At 59.9% G+C, this 22769-nt stretch carries 25 protein-coding genes; 10 read left to right on the top strand and 15 right to left on the bottom strand.

All coding sequences use genetic code 11. The annotated features are described in order from the left end of the window. Nucleotides 1-208 precede the first annotated feature (208 nt). From PKE98_RS00665 to PKE98_RS00635, 7 genes are all read left to right on the top strand, one after another. Nucleotides 209-1108, top strand: coding sequence for a hypothetical protein (locus PKE98_RS00665; protein ID WP_271193298.1), 900 nt, complete (start codon nt 209-211; stop codon nt 1106-1108). Between the two features lie 123 nt (nt 1109-1231). Then, entirely contained in the window at nt 1232-2515 is a 1284-nt protein-coding gene (locus PKE98_RS00660) for a hypothetical protein (RefSeq protein WP_271193297.1), read from the top strand. 99 nt (nt 2516-2614) lie between these two features. Beyond that, nucleotides 2615-2989 carry a DUF423 domain-containing protein gene (locus PKE98_RS00655; protein ID WP_271193296.1) on the top strand — a complete coding sequence of 125 codons (375 nt, stop codon included), beginning with the start codon at nt 2615-2617 and terminating at the stop codon, nt 2987-2989. Between the two features lie 113 nt (nt 2990-3102). Then, entirely contained in the window at nt 3103-3303 is a 201-nt protein-coding gene (gene thiS, locus PKE98_RS00650; protein WP_271193295.1) for a sulfur carrier protein ThiS, read from the top strand. A 54-nt stretch (nt 3304-3357) separates the two neighbouring features. Continuing rightward, nucleotides 3358-4152: a thiazole synthase gene (locus tag PKE98_RS00645; RefSeq protein WP_122452972.1), complete on the top strand. Its 795-nt coding sequence runs from the start codon at nt 3358-3360 to the stop codon at nt 4150-4152. Between the two features lie 96 nt (nt 4153-4248). Continuing rightward, complete coding sequence (gene trmB / locus PKE98_RS00640) at nt 4249-4896, top strand: tRNA (guanosine(46)-N7)-methyltransferase TrmB (protein ID WP_271193930.1); 648 nt, start codon at nt 4249-4251, stop codon at nt 4894-4896. Between the two features lie 174 nt (nt 4897-5070). Next, entirely contained in the window at nt 5071-6414 is a 1344-nt protein-coding gene (locus PKE98_RS00635; protein WP_271193294.1) for a DUF1329 domain-containing protein, read from the top strand. A gap of 240 nt (nt 6415-6654) precedes the next feature. On the opposite strand, the gene PKE98_RS00630 is transcribed toward PKE98_RS00635, so the two are convergent. The 11 genes from PKE98_RS00630 to PKE98_RS00580 all read right to left on the bottom strand — a co-directional run bounded on the left by PKE98_RS00630 (nt 6655) and on the right by PKE98_RS00580 (nt 15960). Then, a complete protein-coding gene (locus PKE98_RS00630) occupies nt 6655-6909 on the bottom strand; it encodes a hypothetical protein (protein ID WP_271193293.1) in 255 nt (84 codons plus the stop codon). A gap of 50 nt (nt 6910-6959) precedes the next feature. After that, nucleotides 6960-7283: a DUF3392 domain-containing protein gene (locus PKE98_RS00625; protein ID WP_271193292.1), complete on the bottom strand. Its 324-nt coding sequence runs from the start codon at nt 7281-7283 to the stop codon at nt 6960-6962. Between the two features lie 37 nt (nt 7284-7320). After that, the gene (hemW, locus tag PKE98_RS00620) at nt 7321-8514 is read right to left on the bottom strand and encodes a radical SAM family heme chaperone HemW (RefSeq protein WP_271193291.1); all 1194 of its coding nucleotides are present in this window, start codon (nt 8512-8514) and stop codon (nt 7321-7323) included. Then, nucleotides 8511-9119 (bottom strand): RdgB/HAM1 family non-canonical purine NTP pyrophosphatase, encoded by a 609-nt coding sequence (rdgB, locus tag PKE98_RS00615; RefSeq protein ID WP_271193290.1) that lies wholly within the window; start codon nt 9117-9119, stop codon nt 8511-8513. Before rdgB ends, hemW begins: the two co-directional genes overlap by 4 nt. Next, nucleotides 9116-9538, bottom strand: a complete 423-nt coding sequence (locus PKE98_RS00610; protein WP_271193289.1) for a DUF4426 domain-containing protein — start codon at nt 9536-9538, stop codon at nt 9116-9118. Before PKE98_RS00610 ends, rdgB begins: the two co-directional genes overlap by 4 nt. A 27-nt stretch (nt 9539-9565) precedes the next feature. Then, nucleotides 9566-10186 (bottom strand): methionine biosynthesis protein MetW, encoded by a 621-nt coding sequence (gene metW, locus PKE98_RS00605; protein WP_271193288.1) that lies wholly within the window; start codon nt 10184-10186, stop codon nt 9566-9568. Between the two features lie 8 nt (nt 10187-10194). Then, nucleotides 10195-11334 (bottom strand): homoserine O-succinyltransferase MetX, encoded by a 1140-nt coding sequence (gene metX / locus PKE98_RS00600; RefSeq protein ID WP_271193287.1) that lies wholly within the window; start codon nt 11332-11334, stop codon nt 10195-10197. A 187-nt stretch (nt 11335-11521) separates the two neighbouring features. Then, nucleotides 11522-13504: a dynamin family protein gene (locus PKE98_RS00595; protein ID WP_271193286.1), complete on the bottom strand. Its 1983-nt coding sequence runs from the start codon at nt 13502-13504 to the stop codon at nt 11522-11524. A 273-nt stretch (nt 13505-13777) separates the two neighbouring features. Then, nucleotides 13778-14368, bottom strand: a complete 591-nt coding sequence (locus tag PKE98_RS00590; RefSeq protein ID WP_271193285.1) for a YggT family protein — start codon at nt 14366-14368, stop codon at nt 13778-13780. A 10-nt stretch (nt 14369-14378) separates the two neighbouring features. Further along, on the bottom strand, nt 14379-15212 hold the full coding sequence (gene proC, locus PKE98_RS00585) for a pyrroline-5-carboxylate reductase (RefSeq protein WP_271193284.1): 834 nt from the start codon (nt 15210-15212) through the stop codon (nt 14379-14381). Between the two features lie 37 nt (nt 15213-15249). Beyond that, nucleotides 15250-15960 (bottom strand): YggS family pyridoxal phosphate-dependent enzyme, encoded by a 711-nt coding sequence (locus PKE98_RS00580; RefSeq protein WP_271193283.1) that lies wholly within the window; start codon nt 15958-15960, stop codon nt 15250-15252. Nucleotides 15961-16037: 77 nt separating this feature from the next. Between PKE98_RS00580 and pilT the strand changes: the two genes are divergently transcribed. Together pilT and PKE98_RS00570 are read left to right on the top strand one after the other, a co-directional pair. Continuing rightward, nucleotides 16038-17072: a type IV pilus twitching motility protein PilT gene (pilT, locus tag PKE98_RS00575; RefSeq protein ID WP_271193282.1), complete on the top strand. Its 1035-nt coding sequence runs from the start codon at nt 16038-16040 to the stop codon at nt 17070-17072. Between the two features lie 183 nt (nt 17073-17255). Further along, the gene (locus PKE98_RS00570; protein WP_122492107.1) at nt 17256-18401 is read left to right on the top strand and encodes a PilT/PilU family type 4a pilus ATPase; all 1146 of its coding nucleotides are present in this window, start codon (nt 17256-17258) and stop codon (nt 18399-18401) included. Nucleotides 18402-18457: 56 nt separating this feature from the next. On the opposite strand, the gene PKE98_RS00565 is transcribed toward PKE98_RS00570, so the two are convergent. After that, nucleotides 18458-19057: a C40 family peptidase gene (locus PKE98_RS00565; RefSeq protein ID WP_271193281.1), complete on the bottom strand. Its 600-nt coding sequence runs from the start codon at nt 19055-19057 to the stop codon at nt 18458-18460. Nucleotides 19058-19400: 343 nt separating this feature from the next. Here PKE98_RS00565 and PKE98_RS00560 point away from each other — a divergent pair, with 343 nt between their 5' ends. After that, nucleotides 19401-19805 carry an NINE protein gene (locus tag PKE98_RS00560; protein WP_271193280.1) on the top strand — a complete coding sequence of 135 codons (405 nt, stop codon included), beginning with the start codon at nt 19401-19403 and terminating at the stop codon, nt 19803-19805. 133 nt (nt 19806-19938) lie between these two features. On the opposite strand, the gene PKE98_RS00555 is transcribed toward PKE98_RS00560, so the two are convergent. The 3 genes from PKE98_RS00555 to pyrR are packed head-to-tail and all read right to left on the bottom strand — an operon-like array spanning nt 19939 to nt 22758. Further along, nucleotides 19939-21210, bottom strand: coding sequence for a dihydroorotase (locus PKE98_RS00555; RefSeq protein ID WP_271193279.1), 1272 nt, complete (start codon nt 21208-21210; stop codon nt 19939-19941). Beyond that, a complete protein-coding gene (locus PKE98_RS00550; RefSeq protein WP_271193278.1) occupies nt 21210-22238 on the bottom strand; it encodes an aspartate carbamoyltransferase catalytic subunit in 1029 nt (342 codons plus the stop codon). The genes PKE98_RS00555 and PKE98_RS00550 overlap by 1 nt, the downstream gene beginning before the upstream one ends. A gap of 10 nt (nt 22239-22248) precedes the next feature. Further along, the gene (gene pyrR / locus PKE98_RS00545) at nt 22249-22758 is read right to left on the bottom strand and encodes a bifunctional pyr operon transcriptional regulator/uracil phosphoribosyltransferase PyrR (protein WP_271193277.1); all 510 of its coding nucleotides are present in this window, start codon (nt 22756-22758) and stop codon (nt 22249-22251) included. Nucleotides 22759-22769: the final 11 nt, after the last annotated feature.

Genomic DNA, 22769 nt, shown 5'->3' with positions numbered 1-22769 from the left:
GTATGAAGACTCGCGTTATGAGCATAGGCCCGGCAGGGACCCACTTATGGCGATCGATAGAATTGTACTTTTAATGCGCGGCGGCTGCGCGGGTTTGGCTGGGTTGGAGGGGGTAAGGGGGGTGAGCGCTGTGTATGTGCCTCCCAGCGGGGCCGAGCAAACTTCCGCAACTAGTTACCGAATCAGTTCGGCCGCTGCCGGGGTGAGCGTGGAACTTAATTTCTCCAATGGAGTGGCCCATCCTGACGGAGTGCTGCTGGGGTCGTCAACCCCCCTTGCTACGGTAAGCCCCACCGGAGCTTTCAACTTCGGTTCGTCGGTGAATAATGTACCCGTAACGATTTCGTTAATTAAAACTGGTGAATTCGGTTCTGGCTACGGTATGGGTGCAAACAATATAAGGTTTCCGGACGGGCTAGGGTCGATGCAATACTACAGCTCCACTGATCCTGGGGTGAAGTCAAGCTCGATAAATGTCATTAATTTTCCTGATACCTACGGTCTAGGTGGAACGGATTCACATTATTTGGCGGCCGTAGGGACGCCCTACTGTGAGGTATTAACTTTGGGTAATGCCTCTCTTGTGGCGGCCTCTCCCGCAGTAATTCAACTGTCGTCGGTAAGTAGTTCGGCCTTCTCTGGAATTGGCGCAATTGACAGCGGTTCCTCTACGAGAAAGTTTCGTTTCGCGTGCCATGGAACAGACGAGACTCAGCCTAAGGTTTATTTTAATGCGACCTATCCACTTGGCGGAAGCGTTAACGGTGTGGGCATGCCCTCTGCCGATAGCGATATCGGTATTCAGATACTGCTTAACAACGTACCAGTCGAATTTGAGACCTATTCGTCGCCCTTGCAGTGGACTAAGAATGCTTACGCTCCATACAACCCAAAAGAAGGTGGCACGTATTTGGCTTCGGGTTATTACTGTTTGAAAGAGTGTGGCACTAGCATGACCGGCGCCAATTGGATTGATGGTGAGGTTGGGACTGGAAATAATGACGATATTGATGTCAATGTAACATTTAAATACTATCAAACCACTGACGCGCGACCTGCGCCCAGTCAGTTTTCAGTTCCGTTTACGGTAACGCTGGATGTCCCGTGATTGTATAAGTTCCTTTCGTGTCTCCCTGCAGAGTGCGCGGGGTTATTAACGTCAGCGTGTGGCTTTGTGTGAAAAAGGTAAACAAGTAAGTATTTATCCTGTAATGGTAGTTATGGAGATGTTATGGAACTCAGGGAGTTGAGTTGTGTGGGGCGTAGTTTTGGCCGTCTGATCATGGGCTTGCCATTTTCCATGGCCGTCTACTCCCAAGGTGCGCTAAGTAATTGTACTTGGACGCCTCTTTCTGGCGCGGCGGTTTCGGCTTCTCAGATTCAATTTGTCGATCTCGGTAGATGGTTGAGAAGGACCTTGTGGGTTGACGATTCTCGTTTTCCTGCCGGCACGCTATTAGCTTTAAGCGCGGTTTCTTTAAATCCAACAGGATGTACAGGGCTTCTGGACTTGAGGTTCAGACCTGTGGATTTCGTGTACGTGCCTCCGCGAAGTGCGGTCCGCTCCGGAGCCGGTTATCTCATACCTGCACAAGCGCCGGGTGTTGCGCTGAGGCTGGAGTTTTCGCAAGCGCTTGGGCCTCATCCCAGCGGGATTCTTCTTGGCGCCGCCACCGAGCGGGTGAGCGGTGGTGGGTTATTGCCAGCCTCCGCCCTTCCTAGGCTGGTTATACAAGTCTCTGTAGTTAAAACGGGCCCCTTCGATCCATATGGGCTCAATGCTCAGGTCACTCACCTAGCGTGGCCAGACGGATTGGGGTGGATCCGTTATTTTGACGCCGAGCTGCCGGAGAATTACGCCATCAGCCAAATGTCTGTGGCGATGGGCCCGATGGCTGTGCAGGGAAGCGGCTATCCAGGTTCAGCTGTACGCACCTTTTGCCATTTCGGCCGCGATCCGCGAGTAAGAACGCTTGTTGACGATAGGGCGCTTGGTGAAGGTGCGGTCATTACATTGCCGTCTGTGAAACGAAGCGACTTTGCGGGCATAGGCGCCTCTGGTCCTGGGGCAATAAGCGGTTCCCTCGCATTTCACTGCGTTGCTCGCGCCGGCACTGAAGTGAAGGTTTCCTTTGATGCCGTTTTTCCGTTGGGCAAAGGACTGGAAGGCGTGGGTATGCCGGAGGCGAACAGTGATATTGGCGTGCAAATATTGCTTGCAGGGCTGCCGGTACAATTGGGCGTGAACTCACAGCAGCTTGGGTGGAATTTCAGACGCTCCAGCAGTTACCCCCAAGAGTTGGATGACACAACGGTGCAGGGGCGTTTCTGCATTGCAAACTGCGGTACGGACGCTAGTCTGGCTGACTTGAACTGGATCGAAGGCGATGGGGGAACTGCCAATAACATGGCGATGGAGACCACTGTCAGCTTCAGATACTTTCAAACCACCCACCAGCGCCCAGCGCCAAGGTCGTTCTCAGTACCGTTCACTGTCACGTTGGATTGGCAATAAATCTCATCGCGCATTGAGAGGGGTCTCTGGTCAACCTCGGCCATCCTGTAAGCTTTGGGACCAGACGTCGCCCCCCCCCACTTGCCTCGGAGCTACCTGATGTTGCGCGTATTTGTGATGTTGGCTGCATTCTTCGGCCTTACCGGCGTCGGCCTCGGTGCATTTGCCGCCCATGGCTTGAAGAGCAAGCTCTCGGCTGATTATCTGGCCATTTTTCAGACGGGCGCCCATTACCAAATGCTTCACGCCTTGGCGCTGCTGGCAGTGGCGGTGCTGTCGTTGCACTTGCCTGGTCGGTTGGTCAATGCAGCCGGCTGGTTGTTTTGCATCGGCATTCTGCTGTTTTCCGGCAGCCTCTACGCGTTGACGCTCACTGGTATCGGTAAGCTCGGCATTATCACGCCCTTCGGTGGGCTGTCGTTCCTGGCCGGCTGGCTTTGTCTTGGCCTGGCTGCATGGCGCTACCAGGGCTAATTGGTAGGAACCTGACTGCGGCGTCAATTGTGAGACGAATGGCGCTGCTTTGCCTTGGTCAACGCACGCGATGGGGCTAGAATGCCGGCCCCCTCATAGTGTGATTGCCTGTCATGCGCATTCAGTTGAACGGTGAATCTTTCGAGCTTGCTGACGGCCAGACCGTCGCGGACCTGCTGGTTCGTCTGGACCTCACCGGGCGTCGGGTGGCCGTAGAACTCAACCTCGACATCGTGCCGCGCAGTCAGCATGGCGAAACCGTTCTGCGCGACGGCGACACCCTGGAAGTCGTACACGCCATCGGCGGCGGCTAGCCCCGTCTGCGACTCCCGCCACCGCATTAGCTCCCCAGCCGAAGAGGATTTCCGATGAGCCAATCTCGTACCGACAAGCCTTTTACCCTGGCCGGCCGAACCTATCAGTCCCGTCTGCTGGTGGGCACTGGCAAGTATCAGGATCTGGACGAAACCCGCCGCGCCATCGAAGCCTCCGGAGCTGAAATCGTGACGGTTGCCGTGCGCCGCACCAACATCGGCCAGAACCCGGATGAGCCGAATCTGCTGGATGTGATTCCGCCCGATCGCTACACCATCCTGCCCAATACCGCTGGCTGTTATGACGCCGCCGAAGCCGTGCGCACCTGCCGCCTGGCCCGCGAACTGCTCGACGGCCACAAGCTGGTGAAACTGGAAGTGCTGGCCGACCAGAAAACCCTGTTCCCCAATGTCATCGAGACCCTCAAGGCCGCCGAAGTGCTGGTAAAGGATGGCTTCGACGTCATGGTGTACACCAGCGACGACCCCATCATCGCCCGCCAACTGGCCGAAATGGGCTGCATTGCCGTAATGCCGCTGGCCGGTCTTATCGGCACCGGTCTGGGTATCTGCAACCCGTACAATCTGCGCATCATTCTTGAAGAAGCCAAGGTGCCGGTGTTGGTGGATGCCGGGGTCGGTACTGCCTCCGATGCGACCATCGCCATGGAGCTGGGCTGCGAAGCCGTGCTGATGAACAGCGCCATTGCCCACGCGCAAAACCCGGTGCTGATGGCCGAAGCCATGAAGCACGCCATCGTTGCCGGGCGCATGGCCTACCTCGCTGGCCGCATGCCGAAAAAACTCTATGCCAGCGCGTCCTCCCCGCTGGATGGTCTGATCAAGTAAGAAGCCACCATGACTGAATCGCACGACACCCAGGTAGAACCGCAAGACGACGCCCAGCCCGATCAGCGTAAGCACCGGGCCATCAAGAGTTTTGTGATGCGCGCCGGCCGTATGACTGAAGGCCAGCAACGCGGCCTGGATATCGGCAAGCCACTCTACGTGCTGCCGCTGGCGGACGACTTTGTCGATTTCGATCAGGTCTTTGGCCGCTCGGCGCCGCGCACGCTGGAAATCGGCTTCGGCATGGGGCACTCGCTGCTGGAAATGGCAGCGGCCGCCCCCGAGCAGGATTTTATCGGCGTTGAAGTGCATCGCCCCGGTGTAGGCGCGCTGCTCAATGGCGTGCTGACCCACGAGCTGAAAAACCTGCGGGTTTACGACTGCGATGCCATTGAAGTGCTCAAGCGCTGTGTGGCCGATGCCAGCCTTGATCGTCTGCTGCTGTTCTTCCCGGATCCGTGGCATAAATCGCGTCACCACAAGCGTCGTATTGTGCAGCCGGAATTCGCAGAACTGGTACGCCAAAAGTTGAAAGTCGGCGGTGTTTTGCACATGGCCACTGACTGGCAACCGTATGCCGAAGTCATGCTGGAAGTGATGCAGGCCGCGCCAGGCTACAAAAATCAGGCTCCGGACGGCACCTATGTGCCGCGCCCGGAAGAGCGCCCGGTCACAAAATTCGAACGCCGCGGTGAGCGCCTGGGCCATGGCGTCTGGGATCTCAAGTTCGAACGGCTAAACTGATTCGCTAATCGCCGGTGGCCACTGCCCGCCACCGCGCCTTGCTGCTATCGAGTTGTTGCACCGTTGTCAAAATCAGACCGGCACAAGCTGGCTACCTCACCACAGCAACACGCATGACTGGCTGGATAAATAATAAAGGTGGCGTGTCATCGAGGCGCCCCAAGGAGAAAGTCTGTGCTGAGAAGTATTGGAGTACTGCTGCTCACGGTCTGCGCGTTCAGCGCGCAGGCCAAGGTCGACCCGGTGCAGGCCAACCGCCTGAACGGCGACCTCACGCCGCTGGGGGGCGAACGTAAAGGTAATGCTGCCGGCACCATTCCCGATTGGGATGGCGGCTTGGCGCAACCCATCCCCAGCTACAAACCCGGTATGCACCACCCAGACCCGTATGCCAACGAGTCGGTGCAATACACGGTCAATAGCAAAAACCTCGCGCAATACCAGGCGCAGTTGCCGCTGGGCCTGAAAACCCTGCTGGAAACCAATCCCGATTATTACCTGCGCGTATTCCCAACGCACCGCAGTGCCGCCGCACCGCAGCGTATCTACGACTCCACCCGCTACAACGCCACCAATGCCGAGCTGATTTCCGGCGGCAATGGCGTGCAGGGTGCCGCAGCTGGTATTCCGTTCCCGATCCCGCAGTCGGGCCAGGAAGCGATCTGGAACCACGTGATGCGTTATCGCGGCGAGCAGATTCACTTCGTTACCAACCAGGCAGCTGTGCTATCCAATGGCGCGTACAACCTGCTCAAACTGGATCGCGACATCTACTTCCGCTACGGCCGCGAAGGCATCACCCCTGGCGAGCTGGACAACACGCTGTTCTTCTACAAATACAGTGTGGTTGCGCCGGCCAAGCTCTCGGGTTCGGCGCTGGTGGTGCAGGAAACCCTCGACCAGGTGCTGTCCATCCGCAAGGCCTGGCGTTTCAACCGTGGCGAACGTCGCGTGCGCCGTCTGCCAATGCTGGCATTCGATACGCTGCAGCCAGATACCAACGGCATGGCCACCGCCGATATGGTCGACTCCTATAACGGCGCCCCGGACCGTTACGACTGGAAGCTGGTGGGCAAGAAAGAAATGCTCGTGCCCTACAACAGTTACGCCGTGCACCAGAAAGGTATTCCTTACGAAACCATTCTGCAGGCCAAGAGCATCAACCCCGAGTTGCTGCGCTATGAGCTGCACCGTGTATGGGTAGTTGAAGCCTCGCTGCGCAAAGGCTTCAGCCACCCGTATGCCAAGCGTCGTTTTTACCTCGACGAAGACAGCTGGCAGATCCTGGCGGTAGACCTGTATGACAAGGACGACAACCTGGTCGGCCTGCAGGAAAGCCACCCCATCAGCTACTACGACGTGCCCATGTTCGGCAGCACGCTGGAAACCATCTACGACTTCGCCGGCAAGCGTTACTTCGCCGATGGTCTGGACAACAACGAGATGATGTACGACTTCAACGCGAAGCTCGGCCCAGGTGACTTCACCCCCCAAGCGTTACGCCGCGAGGGTAACTAGGCGATCTGCTGCGCGTCGCCATTGCTGCGTTGAAAGCGCCTTTTTAATGCTCATGGGCGTAGGGCGAATATCCGCACAGCGGATATCCGCCGATTGGCAGATGGCGTGGCGGCCGTCTTGGCGTTCTGCTCTAGCTCGCTCGATCTCGAGTGGTGTGAAGCTGAAAAGCATCGCGGCTGAAGCCGCTCCTACAAACAAACGGTAGGAGCGGCTTCAGCCGCGATTTTTTATGGGCGAGATTTAATCGACTAACACCGCGCCCACAATCGTCGGTTCCGGCAGCGCCGAGGGTGCCGGGCTGATCTGCAGGTATTTGATGCTTTCGCGCGGAATCAGCAGCAGGTCACCGTTGACCGCAATGCTGAGGAACGGTGATTCCAGTTGCTTGCGCAAACCTCGGGCAATCACCACCGGGTCTTCGCTTTGCTCGGGGAAGCGCATGATCAGCCGCTGCCCGTCCTGGAAGTGCAGATAAAGATGCTTGAGCGATTTCATGGCCCTACTCCTGTGCTGGCAGCCGCCCGGCCGCCAGTGGAGTAGGCGGCCTAGTTGCGGTCGGCAATCACGCCGATGAGGAAGAAGACTAGTAGCAGAACCGGCGCCAGGGTGTAGTTGTTGAAGTAGCCCAGGCCTTTGGCGACCCAGGGCGTGAGAAAGATCATCGCCAGGCCGTAGCCGATTGCGCAGATCAGCACGAACAGCAAGGTGCGGAAGATAAAGTTGAGGCCGCCAATGCGCTGCTGAACCCAGGTATTGATGCCGGGGCCGAACAGCACCAGCACGGTGGCCATGATCGCCAGGGAAATGTCGTAGAGGTGGCCGCGAGTCCAGCGCGAAACAGTGGCGATCAAGTCGAGAAGCAGGTCCATCCGGTGTCCTTAGCCTCAATGGGCGAGCAGGTCGAAGTCAGGGCAGAAAGTACTGCAACAAATCATTGAGAAACAACTGGCCCTCGGGCGTAGCCACCAGACGCTCCGGGTCGTTTACCAGCAGGCCGCGTTTTTGCGCCTGTTCCCGGGCCTTGGCGAAGTCCGCCAGTGGCAAGCCGGTGCGTTGGCTGAACAGCTCGGCCGGCACGCCATCGGTAAGGCGCAGGGCGTTCATCAGGAACTCAAAGGGCAACTCCTCGACGGTCAGTGCCTTGGCGCCGGCTTGAAAGGTTTTCTTCGGGTCCAGGTAATCCTTGGGCAGGCGGGTTTTCCAGCTGCGCAGTATCTGCCCGTCGGGGCTAGTCAGCTTGGCGTGGGCGCCAGCGCCGATGCCGAGGAAGTCGCCAAAGCTCCAGTAGTTGAGGTTATGCCGCGCGCGGCGGCCTTGCTGGGCGTAGGCCGACACTTCGTATTGGGCATACCCGTGTTCGGCCAACAGCGCCTGACCGGCTTCCTGGATATCCCACAGGGTGTCGTCCTCAGGCAATACCGGCCGCTGGTTCCAGAACACCGTGTTGGGCTCCAGGGTCAGCTGGTACCAGGACAGATGCGTCGGCGCCAGCGCGATGGCCTGGCGCAGATCGGCGAGCGCATCGTCCAGCGACTGGTCGGGCAGGCCGTGCATCAAGTCGAGGTTGAAGTTATCGAACCCAGCATTGCGCGCCATGTCGGCGGCGCGCATGGCCTCGTCGCCATTGTGGATACGGCCCAGGGCCTCGAGCTTGGCCTGCTGAAAACTTTGCACGCCGATGGACAGGCGATTGATGCCCAACCGCCGGTAGGCGCGAAACTTGTTCTGCTCAAAGGTGCCAGGGTTGGCTTCCAGGGTGATTTCGATATCGCTGGCAAAACCAATGCGCTGCTGCACGCCTTCCAGCAGCCGGCCCAGGGCGTCGGCGCTGAACAGGCTTGGCGTACCGCCACCAAAGAAAATCGAGGTCAGCTCGCGGCCGTGGGCCAGCGGCAGGTCGCGCTCAAGGTCGGCCAGCAAGGCGTCGACGTACTCGGTTTCCGGCAACACCGGGGCGGCGGTATGGGAATTGAAATCGCAATACGGGCATTTGCGTACGCACCAGGGAATATGGATGTACAACGCGAGCGGCGGCAGTTGCAGCAGGCTGTGGCCTGCCGAGGCGGGCGGAAAGATCAGCCCGCGGTCGGAGTCGTTCATTGCAGGCCCAGGCGCTCGCGCAGCAACGCCATGGCACGGGCGCGGTGGCTTAGCTGGTTTTTCTCGGCTGGGCTAAGCACGGCGCTGGAGCAGTTGCGCTCGGGCACCCAGAACAGCGGGTCATAACCAAAACCATGCTCGCCTTCGGCCTGATCGAGAATGCGCCCATGCCACAAGCCTTCGCAGATGATGGGCAGCGGGTCGTCGGCGTGGCGCACCAACGCCAGGCAGCAGACGAATTGCGCACCGCGCTGCTCGGCCGGCACCCCTTGCAGGGCGAGCAGCAGCTTGGCGTTATTGGCCGCATCGCCCTGGCCGTCGGCATAACGCGCCGAGTAGATGCCGGGCGCGCCGCCGAGAAAGTCCACCGCCAGGCCCGAGTCGTCGGCCAGTGCCGGCAAGCCCGACACCCGCGCCGCGTTGCGGGCTTTGAGAATGGCGTTTTCGATAAACGACAAACCGGTTTCTTCCGGCTCGACCAGGCTGAACTCACCCACCGAGCGCAACTGCACGCTGTTACCGAGCATGGCTTGCAGTTCTTTCAGCTTGCCGGCGTTGTGGCTGGCCAGCACCAGTTGGCTGAGGTTGATCGGCGCGTGGCTCATTTGTCGTCCGGGAAGAATTCTTGGTTGAAGTCGATGCTGTTGGTGGCACCGCCTGCGGCCTGCACATTGATGCTGAAGCGCAGCACTTCACGTTGCTCGAAAGGGAATTGCGCCAGGTAATAGATGGCGCCGCTTTCGGCGACTTGCTTGAATTCCAGCGGCCGCGCCTTGCCTAGCAAGTCGGTAACGGTGCCGGTGACATTCGCGTTGCTGGCTTTGCCAGCTTTCAGTACGGCGACGTTGACCACACCCAGGGTCTTGCTGCGAACAACGCCGGCAGCGGCAGCGATATCCGGCTGAAGAAAGCCGGAATTGAAGGCGTTGTAGTGCACATCCAGCTCACCAAAGCTGGCCTTGCGCTCGGCCATGGCCGGCAGGGCCAGGCACAGGGTGAGGACGAATAGGGCGAGGCGACGCATGATTGCTCTCCAGAGTACGAGGGCGCGTTAAATGGCGATGCGGTGTTCCAGCACGCCGGGGCCACTTACGCGGTAGATACCGATTTCACCCAACAGATTAGGCCACATCCGGCTCATCAGGCTGTGGCGGTGCAGGTGGTCAACTGCCAGACGGTCTAGCACTTTCACCCGACGCTCCAGGCACAGGGCCTCGAAATCCTTGAAGGTGCAGAAGTGAATGTTCGGCGTGTTGTACCAGGTGTACGGCATGAAGTCCGAGACCGGCATGCGCCCATTGCGCGCCAAGTAGTAGCGGCAGCGCCAGTGGCCGAAGTTGGGGAAGGTGATGATGCATTGGCGGCCCACGCGCAGCATTTCTTCCAGAATCTTGTCCGGGTACTGCACGGCTTGCAGTGCCTGGGTCATCACTACCACATCGAAACTGTTGCTGGCGAAGTTGCCCAGGCCCAGGTCGAGGTTCTGCTCAATGACGTTGACGCCCTTGGTCACGCAGGCGGCGATATTGTCCGGGTCGATTTCCAGGCCATAGCCGGTCACCCGTTTATTGTCGCGCAGCCAGGCGAGCAGCTCGCCGTTGCCGCAACCCAGGTCCAGCACACGGCTGCCAGCGGGTATCCAGTCTTGGATGATTTCCAGATCGGCTCTCACGGCAATCCTCAGAGGCTGATGCGGTTCATGTAACCGCTGAATGCTTGCAGGTAGCGCGGGATCGGCATCAGGAAGGCGTCATGGCCTTGCGGCGCATCCACTTCCAGGTAGCAGACGTTTTTGCGTGCGGCCATCAGGGCGTCGACGATTTCCCGCGAGCGCGCCGGCGAGAAGCGCCAGTCGGTGGTAAAGGAAATCACACAGAAATCGGCTTTGACCCCGGCCAGGGTTTTCGCCAGGTCGCCGTCATGGGCGGCGGCCGGGTCGAAGTAGTCCAGGGCTTTGGTCATCAACAGGTAGGTGTTGGCATCGAAGCGCCCGGAGAATTCCTCGCCTTGATAGCGCAGGTAGCTCTCCACCTGGAATTCCACGCTGTGGAAGTCGTAGTTGAGCTTTTCGCTCTTCAGGCCGCGGCCGAATTTCTCGCCCATGGCATCGTCCGACAGGTAGGTGATATGACCGACCATGCGCGCCAGCATCAGCCCGCGCTTGGGAATGACGCTGTGTTCCTGAAAGTGCCCGCCGTGGAACTCCGGGTCGGACAAAATGGCCTGACGCGCCACTTCGTTGAAGGCAATGTTCTGCGCCGACAACTTGGGCGCCGAGGCAATGGTAAGGCAGTGACGGATACGGTCCGGGTAGCTGATGGCCCATTGCATGGCCTGCATGCCGCCGAGACTACCGCCGACCACGGCAGCCCATTGGGCGATGCCCAGGCGGTCGGCCAACAGCGCCTGGCTGTGCACCCAGTCTTCTACGGTGAGCACCGGGAAATCGGCGCCGTAAGGTTTGCCGGTGACAGCGTTGATGCTCGAAGGGCCGGTAGAACCATTACAACCGCCGAGGTTATTCAGGCTCACGACAAAAAAGCGGTTGGTATCCAGCGCCTTGCCGGGGCCGATGCAACTGTCCCACCAGCCCGGCTTGCGCTCGTCGCTGTTGTGGTAGCCGGCGGCATGGTGATGCCCCGACAGCGCGTGGCAGATAAGCACCGCGTTACTGCGGGCTGCGTTCAGTTCGCCGTAGGTCTCGTACACCAATTGGTAGTTGCCAAGGCTGCGGCCACATGCCAGCGCCAACGGCTCGGCAAAGTGCTCGACCTGTGGCGTGACCAGACCAACGGAGTCTTCGGGAAAGGCGGTGGGCATCGACCCTGCTCTCGCAAAAAGGAGGCGCCAGTCTAAAGAGCACCGCCCCCTGCGGCAAGCACGGTGGGGCGGTGCTCCCCCGGTGTTTTGGCGTTTCCAGGCATCGCGGCTGAAGCCGCTGCTGCGAGCTACAAAATCTTGTAGGAGCGGCCTTCGACCGCGATGCCTTTCAGGCGCGCAACAGCGATTATTCGCTGACCTGGGCCTGGCGATTGGCCGCCGGCAATGTCACCACTTTGGCTTGCCGCGAGATCGGCGCGGGGCGGCGCAAGGTGCGTAGCATTTCGTTGGCCTGGCTCAGTTGCAGCTCCAGATCCTTCATATAACGCAGCATCTGCTGGCTGCGCGTACGCGCCTGCTGGGTGTTCTGCGCCAGCGATTTAAGCCGCAGCATGTGGGTTTCCAGCAGCTGCTTGTGTTCCAGGGTGTGCTGCATCAGCGGCATCAGGGCATCGGCCGCCCACTGATCCACTTCACGGCGCAGGCGCTGGTGCAGGCCGATCACTTCCTGCACCAGGGTGGCGAAGAAGCGGCGGGTCAGGGTGCGCTGTTCGGTCAGTAGGGTTTTAAAGTGCAGGCGGAATTGGTCTGCCTTGCCTTGCTGGGCCTTCAGCTCGCGCTGGTAGCGGCGGATATTGAACTGCGGTGCATCCACGCCGTGCAGCGGGTTTTCTTCGTTGTGGCGACGGTAAATGGCCGAAACCATCTTGTTGGCCATCTCCACTTCCTGAGCGAGGTTGGCCAGGTCGTGGTCCACAGAGCGGAAGAAATGCAGGATCGCCTGGTTGATGCCAAGGGTGGTCCAGCTGCCGGTGAGGTTGGTGCGCACTTTGTTCAGGTGTTCTTCCAACCGCTCCGAGCGGGCCGCATTACGCAGCAGGTCGCCCTGACGCTTGAGCAGGCGCTGGTTGGTTTTCAGGCCGAGCAGGCGACGGTGGTGCTGGCTATGGTCGTCTTTGGTTTTGGCGGTCAGTTCGAAGAGCAACTGGCCGTTGTCCTGTTGGTGGGTGGTCAGCAGGGTCTGCTGTTCGCGCACCTTTTCCAAGCGCAGGTTGAGCACATGCTGACTGTTCTGCAGCAGCGCCAGTACCTGATTGACGACGCGGTCTTCGAGCAGCCGTTCCTTCTGCGCCACAATGCGTTCGCACAGCAGGTTTTCCAGATGGCCCAACTGGCTGCGCTCCAGCAGCGGCAGGTCTTTGCGCACTTTGGCCAGCAAAGCCTGCTTGGCCGACAGCGGCAATACGTCTTCGATGCCAATGCCAAGCTGCTTGGCGGTGGCGGCCTGGATTTGGCTGATGGCGTTCTGCACGAAGGTTTCGCCGGCCAGGTCGTCCCAGAGCACGTCGATCTTGTTCAGCACGGCAAACAGGCTGGTCTGGGTTTCTTCGTCGAGCGCGCGGATATGGGTTTGCCACACGGCCATGTCGCTGGCGGTTACGCCGGTATCGGCCGACAGCAGAAAGATGATCGCCTGGGCGCTGGGCAGCATCGACAGGGTCAGTTCCGGCTCGCTGCCCAGGGCGTTGAGGCCGGGCGTGTCGAGAATGCGCAGGCCTTGGCGCAGCAGCGGATGGTCGAAGTTGACGATGGCGTGGCGCCACGCCGGCACCAGTACCTGACCGGGTTTGCCGGCGCTTTCCAGCATGTCCGGGTGAAAGCCCAGGGCAATGGCTTGCTCGACGGCCATGGGTTTGGTCTTCGCCACTTGGGTAAAGGCCTGCACCATGTTGTCGGGGTCGCTGATGTCCAGCGGGATATTCACCCAATGACGCGGGATGCGTTTGAACTGCGCGACGCTGGCATCGGTCATGCGCGTTTCAATCGGCAGAAGGCGGATATAGGAGCGTTCTGAGCGCGGGTCGAAGAACAGCTCGGTCGGGCACATGGTGGTGCGCCCGGCGTGGGACGGCAGCATGCGCTGGCCGTACTCGGAGAAAAAAAGGCTATTGATCAGCTCGGTTTTGCCGCGCGAGAACTCGCCGACAAAGGCCAGGGTAATGTGGTCGGTGCGCAGGGTACGCAAGGCGCGGTCGAGCTTGGCTTCGACGGCCTCGGAGGTCAGGCGGTTGGTGGCCAGCCAGCTGCGGTAACGGGTGATTTCCCGCATTAACTCGCGCTTCCAGCCTACGTATGCACTTACCTGTTGACTGAGACGTTCCATGCTCATTCCTGCACTCCTGTCGGCAACGCATCCTGCGACTGATTTTGAAAGATCATCGGCGTGGCAACCAGCCGCTGCAAGCGGCCGGGCGGCGCTTTGTGACGGGCGCACGCTGAGATGGCAGCTTGCCATTGGTCGGCATTATGCGGGAAGCATCCTACGCGTCAATCGGCCCTGGAGGGCAGCCCGCCTTAAGGTCGGTAGGTACGACCGAGCGGTCGTTAACAGAGGGGCGCAGACGCTAACGCTGGGCCTTTGCGGCCCAGCGTCCTCTCGGTTTTACAGCAGCATCCGCAGCACGTCAGGCATGCCGGTCATGATCATCAGGTTCTGAATCACCAGCATGTCCAGCAGCTTGAGCGCCAGGAAGGCAAAGATCGGCGACAGATCAAGGCCACCCATGCTCGGCAGAATCCGGCGAATCGGCGCCAGTACGGGGTCACAGACCTGGTTCACCAACTCCACGCCGGGGTTATGGCTGCCCTGGGCGACCCAGGAGAGGATCACGCTGATGATCAAGGCGAAAAAGAACACCTTGAGGAACAGCGCGGTGATACCAATCATTGACCAGATCAGCATCTGCAACGGGTTGGCAATCACGCCATACGTCAGCAGCAACGTCAGGGCAATAAGGATGAACTGCAGCACGATGGCCAACACCAGCGAGGCGATGTCCAGGCCACCAAAGCCGGGAATGATCTTGCGCAGGGGTTTGAGCAGCGGCTGGGTAGCGCGCACGATGAACTGGCACAGCGGGTTGTAAAAGTTGGCCCGCACCAGTTGCAGGATAAAGCGCATCAAAACGATCAACAGGTACATGCTGCCCAGGGTCTGCAGGATGTAGACGGCAGCAGTGTTCAATCCAATCATCATCAGCTCCTTATTGGCCCAACTGCTCGGCCAGTTCCGCCGAGCGATGTGCTGCGGCGTTGAGTGCCTGTTCCACCAAGGCTTCGAAGCCGCCGGCCTGGAAGGACTTGATCGCCGCTTCCGTAGTGCCAGCTGGCGAGGTGACGCGGCGGCGTAGTTCAGCTGCATCCACATCGCTGGCCACCGCCATCCGCGCGGCGCCGAGTGCGGTTTGCAGGGTGAGTTGGGCAGCGGTGGCAGCGGGCAGGCCAAGCTTCTCGCCGGCCGCCGTCATGGCTTCGATCAGCAGGAAGAAATATGCCGGGCCACTGCCAGACACCGCCGTGACGGCGTCGATCAAGTGTTCTTCTTCCAGCCACAGCGCCACGCCAACGGCCGACAGCAATTGCTCGGCCTGCTGGCGCTGGGCGGTATTCACTTGCGCGTTGGCGAACAAACCGCTCACGCCCTGGCGCAGCAACGCGGGGGTATTGGGCATGCAGCGCACGATTGGACGGGTTGGGGCGTTCGGTGTGCTCAGCCAGGTTTGCAGGCTGGCGCAGGTGATGCCGGCGGCAATCGAGACGATCATCTGGTTGCCCTGCAACTCAGGCGCCAGTGCCAGGCACACGGTTTTCATGGCTTGCGGTTTGACCGCCAATACCACGACATCGGCGCCTTTTACGGCGTCCCCGTTATTGGCGAACACTGTGATGCCGTGGTCGCTGGCGATTTTGGCGCGTTGCTCGGCGCCGGGGTCGCTGGCGCTGATCAGTTGCCCATCCATGCCTTGGGCGCGCAGGCCACCGATCAGACTGGCAGCCATGTTGCCGGCACCAATAAAGGCAATACGGGGGTTGCTCATAAAACGCTTCCTTTAATAAGGCAGGGGTTGCGGTTGTTCATGAAGTGGGCTGGCCGCCCTCGGATTGGGCATAGTTACGGGCACCAAAGAGCGCCGTGCCGATGCGCACCCAGGTGGCGCCTTCGGCAATGGCCGCTTCCAGGTCATGGCTCATGCCCATCGACAAGGTGTCGAGGTCGGGCAGGGCCAGGCGGCTTCGCAAATCACGTACCGTGGCAAAGGCCTGGTGCTGAGCGTTGATATCGTCGGTGGGCTCTGGAATAGCCATCAGTCCGCGCAAACGCAGATTCGGCAACTGCGCCACGGCGGCGGCCAAGGCTGGTAGTTCTTCCGGGGCGCAGCCGGACTTGCTCGCTTCGCCGCTGACGTTGACCTGCAAGCAGATGTTCAGCGGTGGCAACCCGGCGGGGCGTTGTTCAGCGAGGCGTTGGGCGATTTTCAGGCGGTCCACCGAATGTACCCAGTCGAAGTGCTCGGCAATGGCTTTGGTCTTGTTCGACTGGATGGGGCCGATGAAGTGCCATATCAAGGGCAGATCGGTCAGCTCGGCCTGCTTGCCGAGGGCTTCTTGCAGGTAATTTTCGCCAAAATCGCGCAGCCCGGCCGCATGGGCCTCACGTATCGCACTGGCGGGTTTGGTTTTGCTCACGGCCAATAGGCCAATGCGCGCAAAATCTCGCTGCGAGGCTTGCGCCGCCTCACGGATACGCTCACCGAGCTTTGCAATATTCTCTGCTATCGTGGACATTACCTACACCAGCCGCCTTGGTTCAGCGGCATTCTACCCGCTTGCTTGCCATTAGATGCTCGTCTTTAAGGAGTTCCATGGATATCACTGAGCTGCTCGCCTTCAGCGCGAAACAGGGCGCTTCGGACCTGCACCTCTCGGCGGGTTTGCCGCCGATGATCCGGGTTGATGGCGATGTCCGTCGAATCAACCTGCCGGCGCTGGACCACAAGCAAGTGCACGCGCTGATCTACGACATCATGAATGACAAGCAGCGCAAGGATTTCGAGGAATTCCTGGAGACCGACTTCTCCTTCGAAGTGCCGGGCGTCGCGCGTTTCCGGGTTAACGCCTTTAACCAGAACCGTGGTGCTGGCGCTGTATTCCGGACGATTCCGTCCAAGGTGCTGTCCATGGAAGATCTGGGCATGGGCGAGATCTTCAAGAAGATTTCCGATGTGCCGCGCGGGCTGGTGCTGGTTACCGGGCCGACCGGTTCGGGCAAGTCCACCACGCTGGCGGCCATGCTCGACTACATCAATAGCAACAAGTATCACCACATCCTCACCGTCGAAGACCCCATCGAATTCGTGCACGAGTCGAAAAAGTGCCTGATCAACCAGCGTGAAGTGCACCGCGACACCCTGGGCTTCAGCGAAGCACTGCGTTCGGCACTTCGGGAAGACCCGGACATCATCCTGGTGGGTGAGATGCGCGACCTGGAAACCATCCGCCTGGCGCTGACCGCTGCGGAAACCGGTCACTTGGTATTTGGCACCCTGCACACCACCTCGGCGGCAAAAACCATCGACCGGGTGGTCGACGTATTCCCGGCCGAAGAGAAGTCGATGGTGCGCTCGATGCTGTCTGAATCGCTGCAATCGGTTATTTCGCAAACCCTGCTGAAAAAAATCGGCGGCGGTCGGGTTGCCGCCCACGAAATCATGATTGGCACCCCGGCGATCCGTAACCTGATTCGTGAAGACAAGGTCGCGCAGATGTACTCGGCCATTCAGACCGGTGGTGCACTGGGCATGCAGACCCTCGACTCGTGTCTCAAGGGCCTGGTCGCCAAAGGTCTGGTTTCGCGCGAAGCCGCGAGGGAAAAAGCGAAAACCCCGGAAAATTTCTGACGCATATCCCATCCTGCACGTCTGCCCGCTTGGAACTGCGCGGCAGACAGCAGAATATGCACTGCTTCTATACGGCTAATTTTTAACGACAGGTTGCGCTACACGCGCGCAGCCGGTTGCCCTCATGGGGTGGCGGTAGCCTCCGGCTGCTGTGGCAAGGTTGCGTGAAAGGCGAGAACTTCGATGGAATTTGAAAAGCTGCTGCGTCTGATGGTCGAGAAGGGTGGTTCCGACCTGTTTATCACCGCCGGCGTGCCGCCTTCGATGAAGGTCAACGGCAAGATCATGCCGATCACCAAGACGCCAATGTCACCCGAGCAGGCTCGTGAAACCGTGCACGCGGTGATGAACGAGCAGCAGCGTCGTGACTTTGCCGAAAATCACGAATGCAACTTCGCCATCAGTGCCCGTGGCATTGGTCGTTTCCGTGTCAGCGCCTTTTACCAACGCAACCTTGCGGGCATGGTGCTGCGTCGCATCGAAACCAATATTCCGACCCTCGAAGACCTCAAGCTGCCGGAAGTACTGAAAAAGCTCGCACTCACCAAGCGCGGTCTGGTGCTGTTCGTGGGCGCGACCGGTACCGGCAAGTCCACCTCGCTGGCGGCGATGATCGGCTACCGCAACAAGAACAGCAGCGGCCACATCATCTCCATCGAAGACCCGATCGAATATATCCACCAGCACCAGAGCTGCATCGTGACCCAGCGCGAAGTGGGCATCGACACCGAGTCGTTCGAAGTGGCGCTGAAGAACACCCTGCGCCAGGCCCCCGATGTGATTCTGATTGGTGAGGTGCGTACCCGCGAAACCATGGATCACGCCGTGGCGTTCGCCGAAACCGGGCACTTGTGTCTGGCCACCTTGCACGCCAACAACGCCAACCAGGCGCTGGACCGCATCATCAACTTCTTCCCCGCCGACCGTCAGCAGCAGGTGTGGATGGACCTGTCCTTGAACCTCAAGGCCATCGTCGCGCAGCAACTGATTCCAACGCCGGACGGCAAAGGTCGTCGCGCCGTTATCGAGGTGTTGATCAACACCCCGCTGGCCGCTGACCTGATCCGCAAGGGTGAGGTGCATGAGCTCAAGGCGTTGATGAAACGCTCTACCGAGCAAGGCATGCAGACGTTCGACCAGGCGCTGTATCAGCTGTACAGCCAGGGCGAAATTACCTACGAAGATGCCTTGGCCTACGCCGACTCGGCGAACGACCTGCGACTGATGATCAAACTGGGCTCGGAAACCGATGGTGATCACCTGACCACCATGTCTCAGGGCCTGTCGCTGGAAACCAGTGATGAAGACAGCGGTCGACGTTTCCGCTAAGCGATGGGCAAATAAAAAGGGCTGCCAGTGGCAGCCCTTTTTGTTTCACACGGTTGTTACCGCGAGGTGACTCTCAGCTGCGGCTCATTGCTCGGCAGCACGCGCTTGGCCATCGCATAACGGGTTTTCCAGTAGGGCTTGTTCAAGGTGTCGATAGTGACCGCTTTGCCGCGCCGTGGCGCATGGATAAAGCGGTCGTTGCCCAGGTAGATCGCCACATGGTTGATACGCCCGCCGCGGATATTGAAAAACAGCAGGTCTCCGGGCTCCAGATCATCGCGTGCGACTTTTTTGCCATCGGTACGAGCCATGGCGTTGGAGGTGCGCGACAGGTCCACCGAGTCGATATCGTCAAAGGCGTAGCGCACCAGACCGCTGCAATCAAAGCCCTTCTCCGGTGAGCTGCCGCCCCAGCGATAACGCACACCCAGGGTGTTTACGGCGCGGCCAAGTACCGAGCTGCTGTTTTTGGCCGCTTCGCTACGCTCTGGTGAGGTGCTGGCTGGCGCGTTGGAAATAGATGAAGTGGAGGCCGTGTGCCCGGTGGAATGGGCTGGCAACGGTTGGTAGCGATTACTTGCCGCGCTGTGGGAAGCGACAGCGGCAAGCGGTAAACACAGGCAGATGGATAGCCAGGTTTGGTGAAGGGAACGCATAACTCACAGCTCTTGTTTTCACGAAAGCGCAACTTTATAACAGCTTTTTTGTGCATTTTTTGACCATTGGTCGATTGGAACTCTGGTCCGATCAGTGAAAAGCAGTGATAAAACCCTGCTTTTTTCAGCTTTGTAGTGACTAATCGCGAGCGTCTCGTTGGGCATGGAGCATGCTCTTCGTAGGGCGAATACCGTAGGTATCCGCCGTCACGATCCCAGCGGCGGATACCTACGGTATTCGCCCTACGCGTTCGCGGTAATGGTTGTTGGGGCGAGGGATGGTAGAGCCGCAACGCAATGCCGTAGCCTTGGTCAAAGTTGCAAACGCCCCACGGAGGAAAGCATGAACGTACGTCAGGACACCCACAGCAAGCTCATCGGCTATTTGCTGTGGATTTTCGGTTTTCTCGGCGCGCACCGTTTCTATTACGGCAAGCCGGTAACCGGGACTATCTGGTTCTTTACCTTTGGCCTGTTCTTTATCGGCTGGATCATCGACTTGTTTCTGATTCCGTCCATGGACCGCGAAGCGGACCTACGCTTTAACGCCGGCGGCCTGGACTATAACGTCGCCTGGATTCTGCTGACCTTTCTCGGCGTATTTGGCGTGCACCGCATGTACCAGGGGAAATGGATTACCGGGATCATTTACCTGTGTACCGGCGGTCTGTTCTTTGTCGGTGTGCTGTACGACTTCTGGACGCTTAACGATCAGGTGTCAGTACGCAACGTGGCCCAGCGCATCTAGGGTAAGCCCAACAAAACAAAAAGCCCGCTGAAGAGCGGGCTTTTTGTTTTGTTGGGCTTCGCTGCGCTCAACCCAACCTACCAGTGGTTATCTGCAGGTTGGGTTGAGCCGTAGGCGAAGCCCGACAGGTCGATCACGCCTGGTAGCTGATGTGGCCGTCCACCAATGTGTAACGCACGGCACCCGGCAGGCAGTGGCCGATAAACGGACTGTTTTGGCCTTTGGAAAACCAGGTTTCGCCGGCCAGGGTGGAGGCCTGCGGGTCGAACAGCAGCACATCCGCCGGGCTATTCACGGCCAATTGCCCAGCCGGCAAGCGCAGGGCGGCGGCAGGCCCGGCGCTAAGACGGGCGATCAGCGTCGGCAAATCCAGCAAACCGTCCTGCACCAGGGTCATGCCCAACGGCAGCAGCAACTCGGCGCTGCTGATACCAGGCTCGGTGGCGCCAAACGGCGCCAGCTTGGCGTCGGCTTCGTGGGGCTGGTGATGGCTGGCGATGGCCTGAATGACCCCGGCTTTTACCGCCGCGCGCAGTCCGTCTCGGTCGGCGGCGGTACGCAGCGGCGGTTGCACGTGGTACAGGCTGGAGAAGTCGATCAGCGCTTCGTCGGTCAAAATCAGCTGGTACAGCGCCACATCGGCGGTTACCGGCAGGCCGCGTGCCTGGGCCTCGGCGATCAGCTCGGCGCCACGGGCGCTGGTCAATTGGCTGAAATGCGCGCGCACGCCGGTCTGTTCCACCAGCAGCAGGTCGCGCGCGACGGCCACGGTTTCGGCGCTTTCGGGAATGCCCGACAAGCCGAGGAAGCTGGCCGTGGCCCCTTCATGGGCCAGACCGCCTTCGGCCAGATCGTGGTCTTGGGATTGCAGCACCACGGTCAGGTCAAAGGTCGCTGCGTATTCAAAGGCGCGACGGCGGGTACGGTTGTTGCGGAAGCTTTCCAGGCCATCACCGAACGCGACACAGCCTGCATCGCGCAGCGCAACGAGCTCGGCGAGCTGTTCGCCGGCCAGGCCTTTGCTCAGCGCGCCAATCGGAAACACCTTGGTGTGCCCGGCACTGCGCGCACGGTCCAGGATCAACTCGGCGACGGCCGGGGTATCGAGAATCGGTTTGGTAAACGGTGGGCAGCACAGGCTGGTGACACCGCCGGCTGCTGCTGCCAGGGTTTCGCTGGCAATGCTGCCTTTGCGGCTGTAGCCCGGTTCGCGCAGGGCGACGTTCAGGTCCACCAGCCCAGGGCTGGCGACCAGGCCGTTGGCATCGATGCTTTTGTCCGCTTCAAAGCCGGCAGGCTTGGCGCCGATGGCGGCAATCTTGCCATCGGCAATAAACAGGTCGCAAACCTTGTCCAGGCCGCTATCGGGATCGATCACGCGAGCGCCGAGGATTTCGATACGCATCAGTTTTGCTCCTCAGCCGCTTTGTTTGCTTGGGCTTCCTGATTCAGCAGGCGTTGAGTGGTCTGGCCGCTCATGGCCATGGACAGCACGGCCATGCGGATGGCGATGCCGTACGTCACCTGGTTGAGAATCACCGACTGCGGGCCGTCCGCCACTGCCGACTCGATTTCCACGCCACGGTTGATTGGCCCCGGGTGCATGACCAACGCATCCGGTTTGGCCAGTTTCAGGCGTTCGCTGGTCAGGCCGTACAAGCGATAGAACTCGCCTTCACTGGGCAGCAGGCCACCTGTCATGCGTTCGCGTTGCAGGCGCAGCATGATCACCACGTCCACATCTTTGAGGCCTTCGGCGAGGTCCGTGTAGATATTCACGCCGTATTGTTCGATGCCGACCGGCAACAGGGTTTTTGGTCCGATAACGCGGATGTCCGGGCAGCCCAGGGTTTTCAGCGCCAGCATGTTGGAGCGCGCCACCCGCGAGTGCAGGATGTCGCCAACGATGGCCACCGAAAGGTTTTCAAAGCTGCCTTTGTGGCGGCGAATGGTGAGCATGTCGAGCATGCCCTGGGTCGGGTGCGAGTGGCGGCCGTCGCCGCCGTTGATGATCGCCATATCCGGGCACACGTGCTCGGCAATGAAGTGCGCGGCGCCGGAGTCGGCATGGCGCACCACGAAAATGTCTGCCGCCATGGCTTCGAGGTTGCGCAGGGTGTCCAGCAGGGTTTCGCCTTTGCTGGTGGAGGAGGTCGACACGTTCAAGGTGATGACGTCCGCCGACAGGCGCTGTGCCGCCAATTCAAAGGTTGTGCGGGTGCGTGTGGAGTTCTCGAAGAACACGTTGCACACCGTTTTGCCGCGCAGCAGTGGCACTTTTTTCACCGCGCGGGCTCCGACTTCAAGAAAAGAGTCGGCGGTATCGAGGATTTCGGTCAGCAACTCGCGAGGCAGGCCATCGAGCGAGAGGAAGTGGCGCAGCTGGCCCTGGTCGTTGAGCTGCAGCGGGCGCTTGGCGTCTGTTGGCGTCATCGGGGAAGTCTCAGTGGGCGGCGGGAGCTAGGTGCTCGAGAGTGAGCGGCGCGGGGCCGAGCAATTTTACCCGCTCATTGGGCGCCAGCTCCAGGGTGGCGCCGACCACATCCGGACGAATTGGCAGTTCGCGCGAATTAAGATCCAGCAGATTGACCAGAGTCACGCTGGCAGGGCGGCCGTAGTCGAACAGCTCGTTGAGGGCTGCGCGAATGGTGCGCCCGCTCATCAGTACGTCGTCCACCAGCACCAGGTGCTGGCCTTCGATTTCAAAGGGCAGCGCCGAAGGGCGTACCTGCGGGTGGAGGCCGTTCTGGGTGAAGTCATCGCGGTAGAACGACACATCGAGAATGCCCAGTTCGGTGTCGCGGCCCATTTCCTTGAGCAGGGCCTGGGCCACCCACACGCCGCCGGTGTGAATGCCGATAAAACGTGGCTCACTGATGTGCCGGTTGGCCAGGTGCTCGTTGAGGGCTGCGGCCATTTTCGGCAGTAGCTCGGCGGGGTTGGGTAGCTTCATGGTCTCTCCTC

This window comes from Pseudomonas turukhanskensis, from assembly GCF_027922365.1.
Classification (GTDB): domain Bacteria; phylum Pseudomonadota; class Gammaproteobacteria; order Pseudomonadales; family Pseudomonadaceae; genus Aquipseudomonas; species Aquipseudomonas turukhanskensis.
Note: the sequence above shows the minus strand (reverse complement) of the source record. Positions and strands in the feature narration are given on the sequence as shown.

What these genes read in the sequence shown, in the direction of transcription:
- PKE98_RS00555 (WP_271193279.1), bottom strand. Translation starts at nt 21,210, where the DNA reads ATGCGTATCGAAATCCTCGGCGCTCGCGTGATCGATCCCGATAGCGGC.
- thiS (WP_271193295.1), top strand. Translation starts at nt 3,103, where the DNA reads ATGCGCATTCAGTTGAACGGTGAATCTTTCGAGCTTGCTGACGGCCAG.
- PKE98_RS00660 (WP_271193297.1), top strand. Translation starts at nt 1,232, where the DNA reads ATGGAACTCAGGGAGTTGAGTTGTGTGGGGCGTAGTTTTGGCCGTCTG.
- PKE98_RS00580 (WP_271193283.1), bottom strand. Translation starts at nt 15,960, where the DNA reads ATGTCCACGATAGCAGAGAATATTGCAAAGCTCGGTGAGCGTATCCGT.
- PKE98_RS00625 (WP_271193292.1), bottom strand. Translation starts at nt 7,283, where the DNA reads ATGGACCTGCTTCTCGACTTGATCGCCACTGTTTCGCGCTGGACTCGC.
- PKE98_RS00570 (WP_122492107.1), top strand. Translation starts at nt 17,256, where the DNA reads ATGGAATTTGAAAAGCTGCTGCGTCTGATGGTCGAGAAGGGTGGTTCC.
- pyrR (WP_271193277.1), bottom strand. Translation starts at nt 22,758, where the DNA reads ATGAAGCTACCCAACCCCGCCGAGCTACTGCCGAAAATGGCCGCAGCC.
- PKE98_RS00590 (WP_271193285.1), bottom strand. Translation starts at nt 14,368, where the DNA reads ATGATTGGATTGAACACTGCTGCCGTCTACATCCTGCAGACCCTGGGC.
- PKE98_RS00645 (WP_122452972.1), top strand. Translation starts at nt 3,358, where the DNA reads ATGAGCCAATCTCGTACCGACAAGCCTTTTACCCTGGCCGGCCGAACC.
- hemW (WP_271193291.1), bottom strand. Translation starts at nt 8,514, where the DNA reads ATGAACGACTCCGACCGCGGGCTGATCTTTCCGCCCGCCTCGGCAGGC.
- proC (WP_271193284.1), bottom strand. Translation starts at nt 15,212, where the DNA reads ATGAGCAACCCCCGTATTGCCTTTATTGGTGCCGGCAACATGGCTGCC.
- PKE98_RS00610 (WP_271193289.1), bottom strand. Translation starts at nt 9,538, where the DNA reads ATGCGTCGCCTCGCCCTATTCGTCCTCACCCTGTGCCTGGCCCTGCCG.
- PKE98_RS00595 (WP_271193286.1), bottom strand. Translation starts at nt 13,504, where the DNA reads ATGAGCATGGAACGTCTCAGTCAACAGGTAAGTGCATACGTAGGCTGG.
- PKE98_RS00550 (WP_271193278.1), bottom strand. Translation starts at nt 22,238, where the DNA reads ATGACGCCAACAGACGCCAAGCGCCCGCTGCAGCTCAACGACCAGGGC.
- rdgB (WP_271193290.1), bottom strand. Translation starts at nt 9,119, where the DNA reads ATGAGCCACGCGCCGATCAACCTCAGCCAACTGGTGCTGGCCAGCCAC.
- PKE98_RS00565 (WP_271193281.1), bottom strand. Translation starts at nt 19,057, where the DNA reads ATGCGTTCCCTTCACCAAACCTGGCTATCCATCTGCCTGTGTTTACCG.
- trmB (WP_271193930.1), top strand. Translation starts at nt 4,249, where the DNA reads ATGCGCGCCGGCCGTATGACTGAAGGCCAGCAACGCGGCCTGGATATC.
- PKE98_RS00655 (WP_271193296.1), top strand. Translation starts at nt 2,615, where the DNA reads ATGTTGCGCGTATTTGTGATGTTGGCTGCATTCTTCGGCCTTACCGGC.
- pilT (WP_271193282.1), top strand. Translation starts at nt 16,038, where the DNA reads ATGGATATCACTGAGCTGCTCGCCTTCAGCGCGAAACAGGGCGCTTCG.
- metX (WP_271193287.1), bottom strand. Translation starts at nt 11,334, where the DNA reads ATGCCCACCGCCTTTCCCGAAGACTCCGTTGGTCTGGTCACGCCACAG.
- PKE98_RS00630 (WP_271193293.1), bottom strand. Translation starts at nt 6,909, where the DNA reads ATGAAATCGCTCAAGCATCTTTATCTGCACTTCCAGGACGGGCAGCGG.
- PKE98_RS00560 (WP_271193280.1), top strand. Translation starts at nt 19,401, where the DNA reads ATGAACGTACGTCAGGACACCCACAGCAAGCTCATCGGCTATTTGCTG.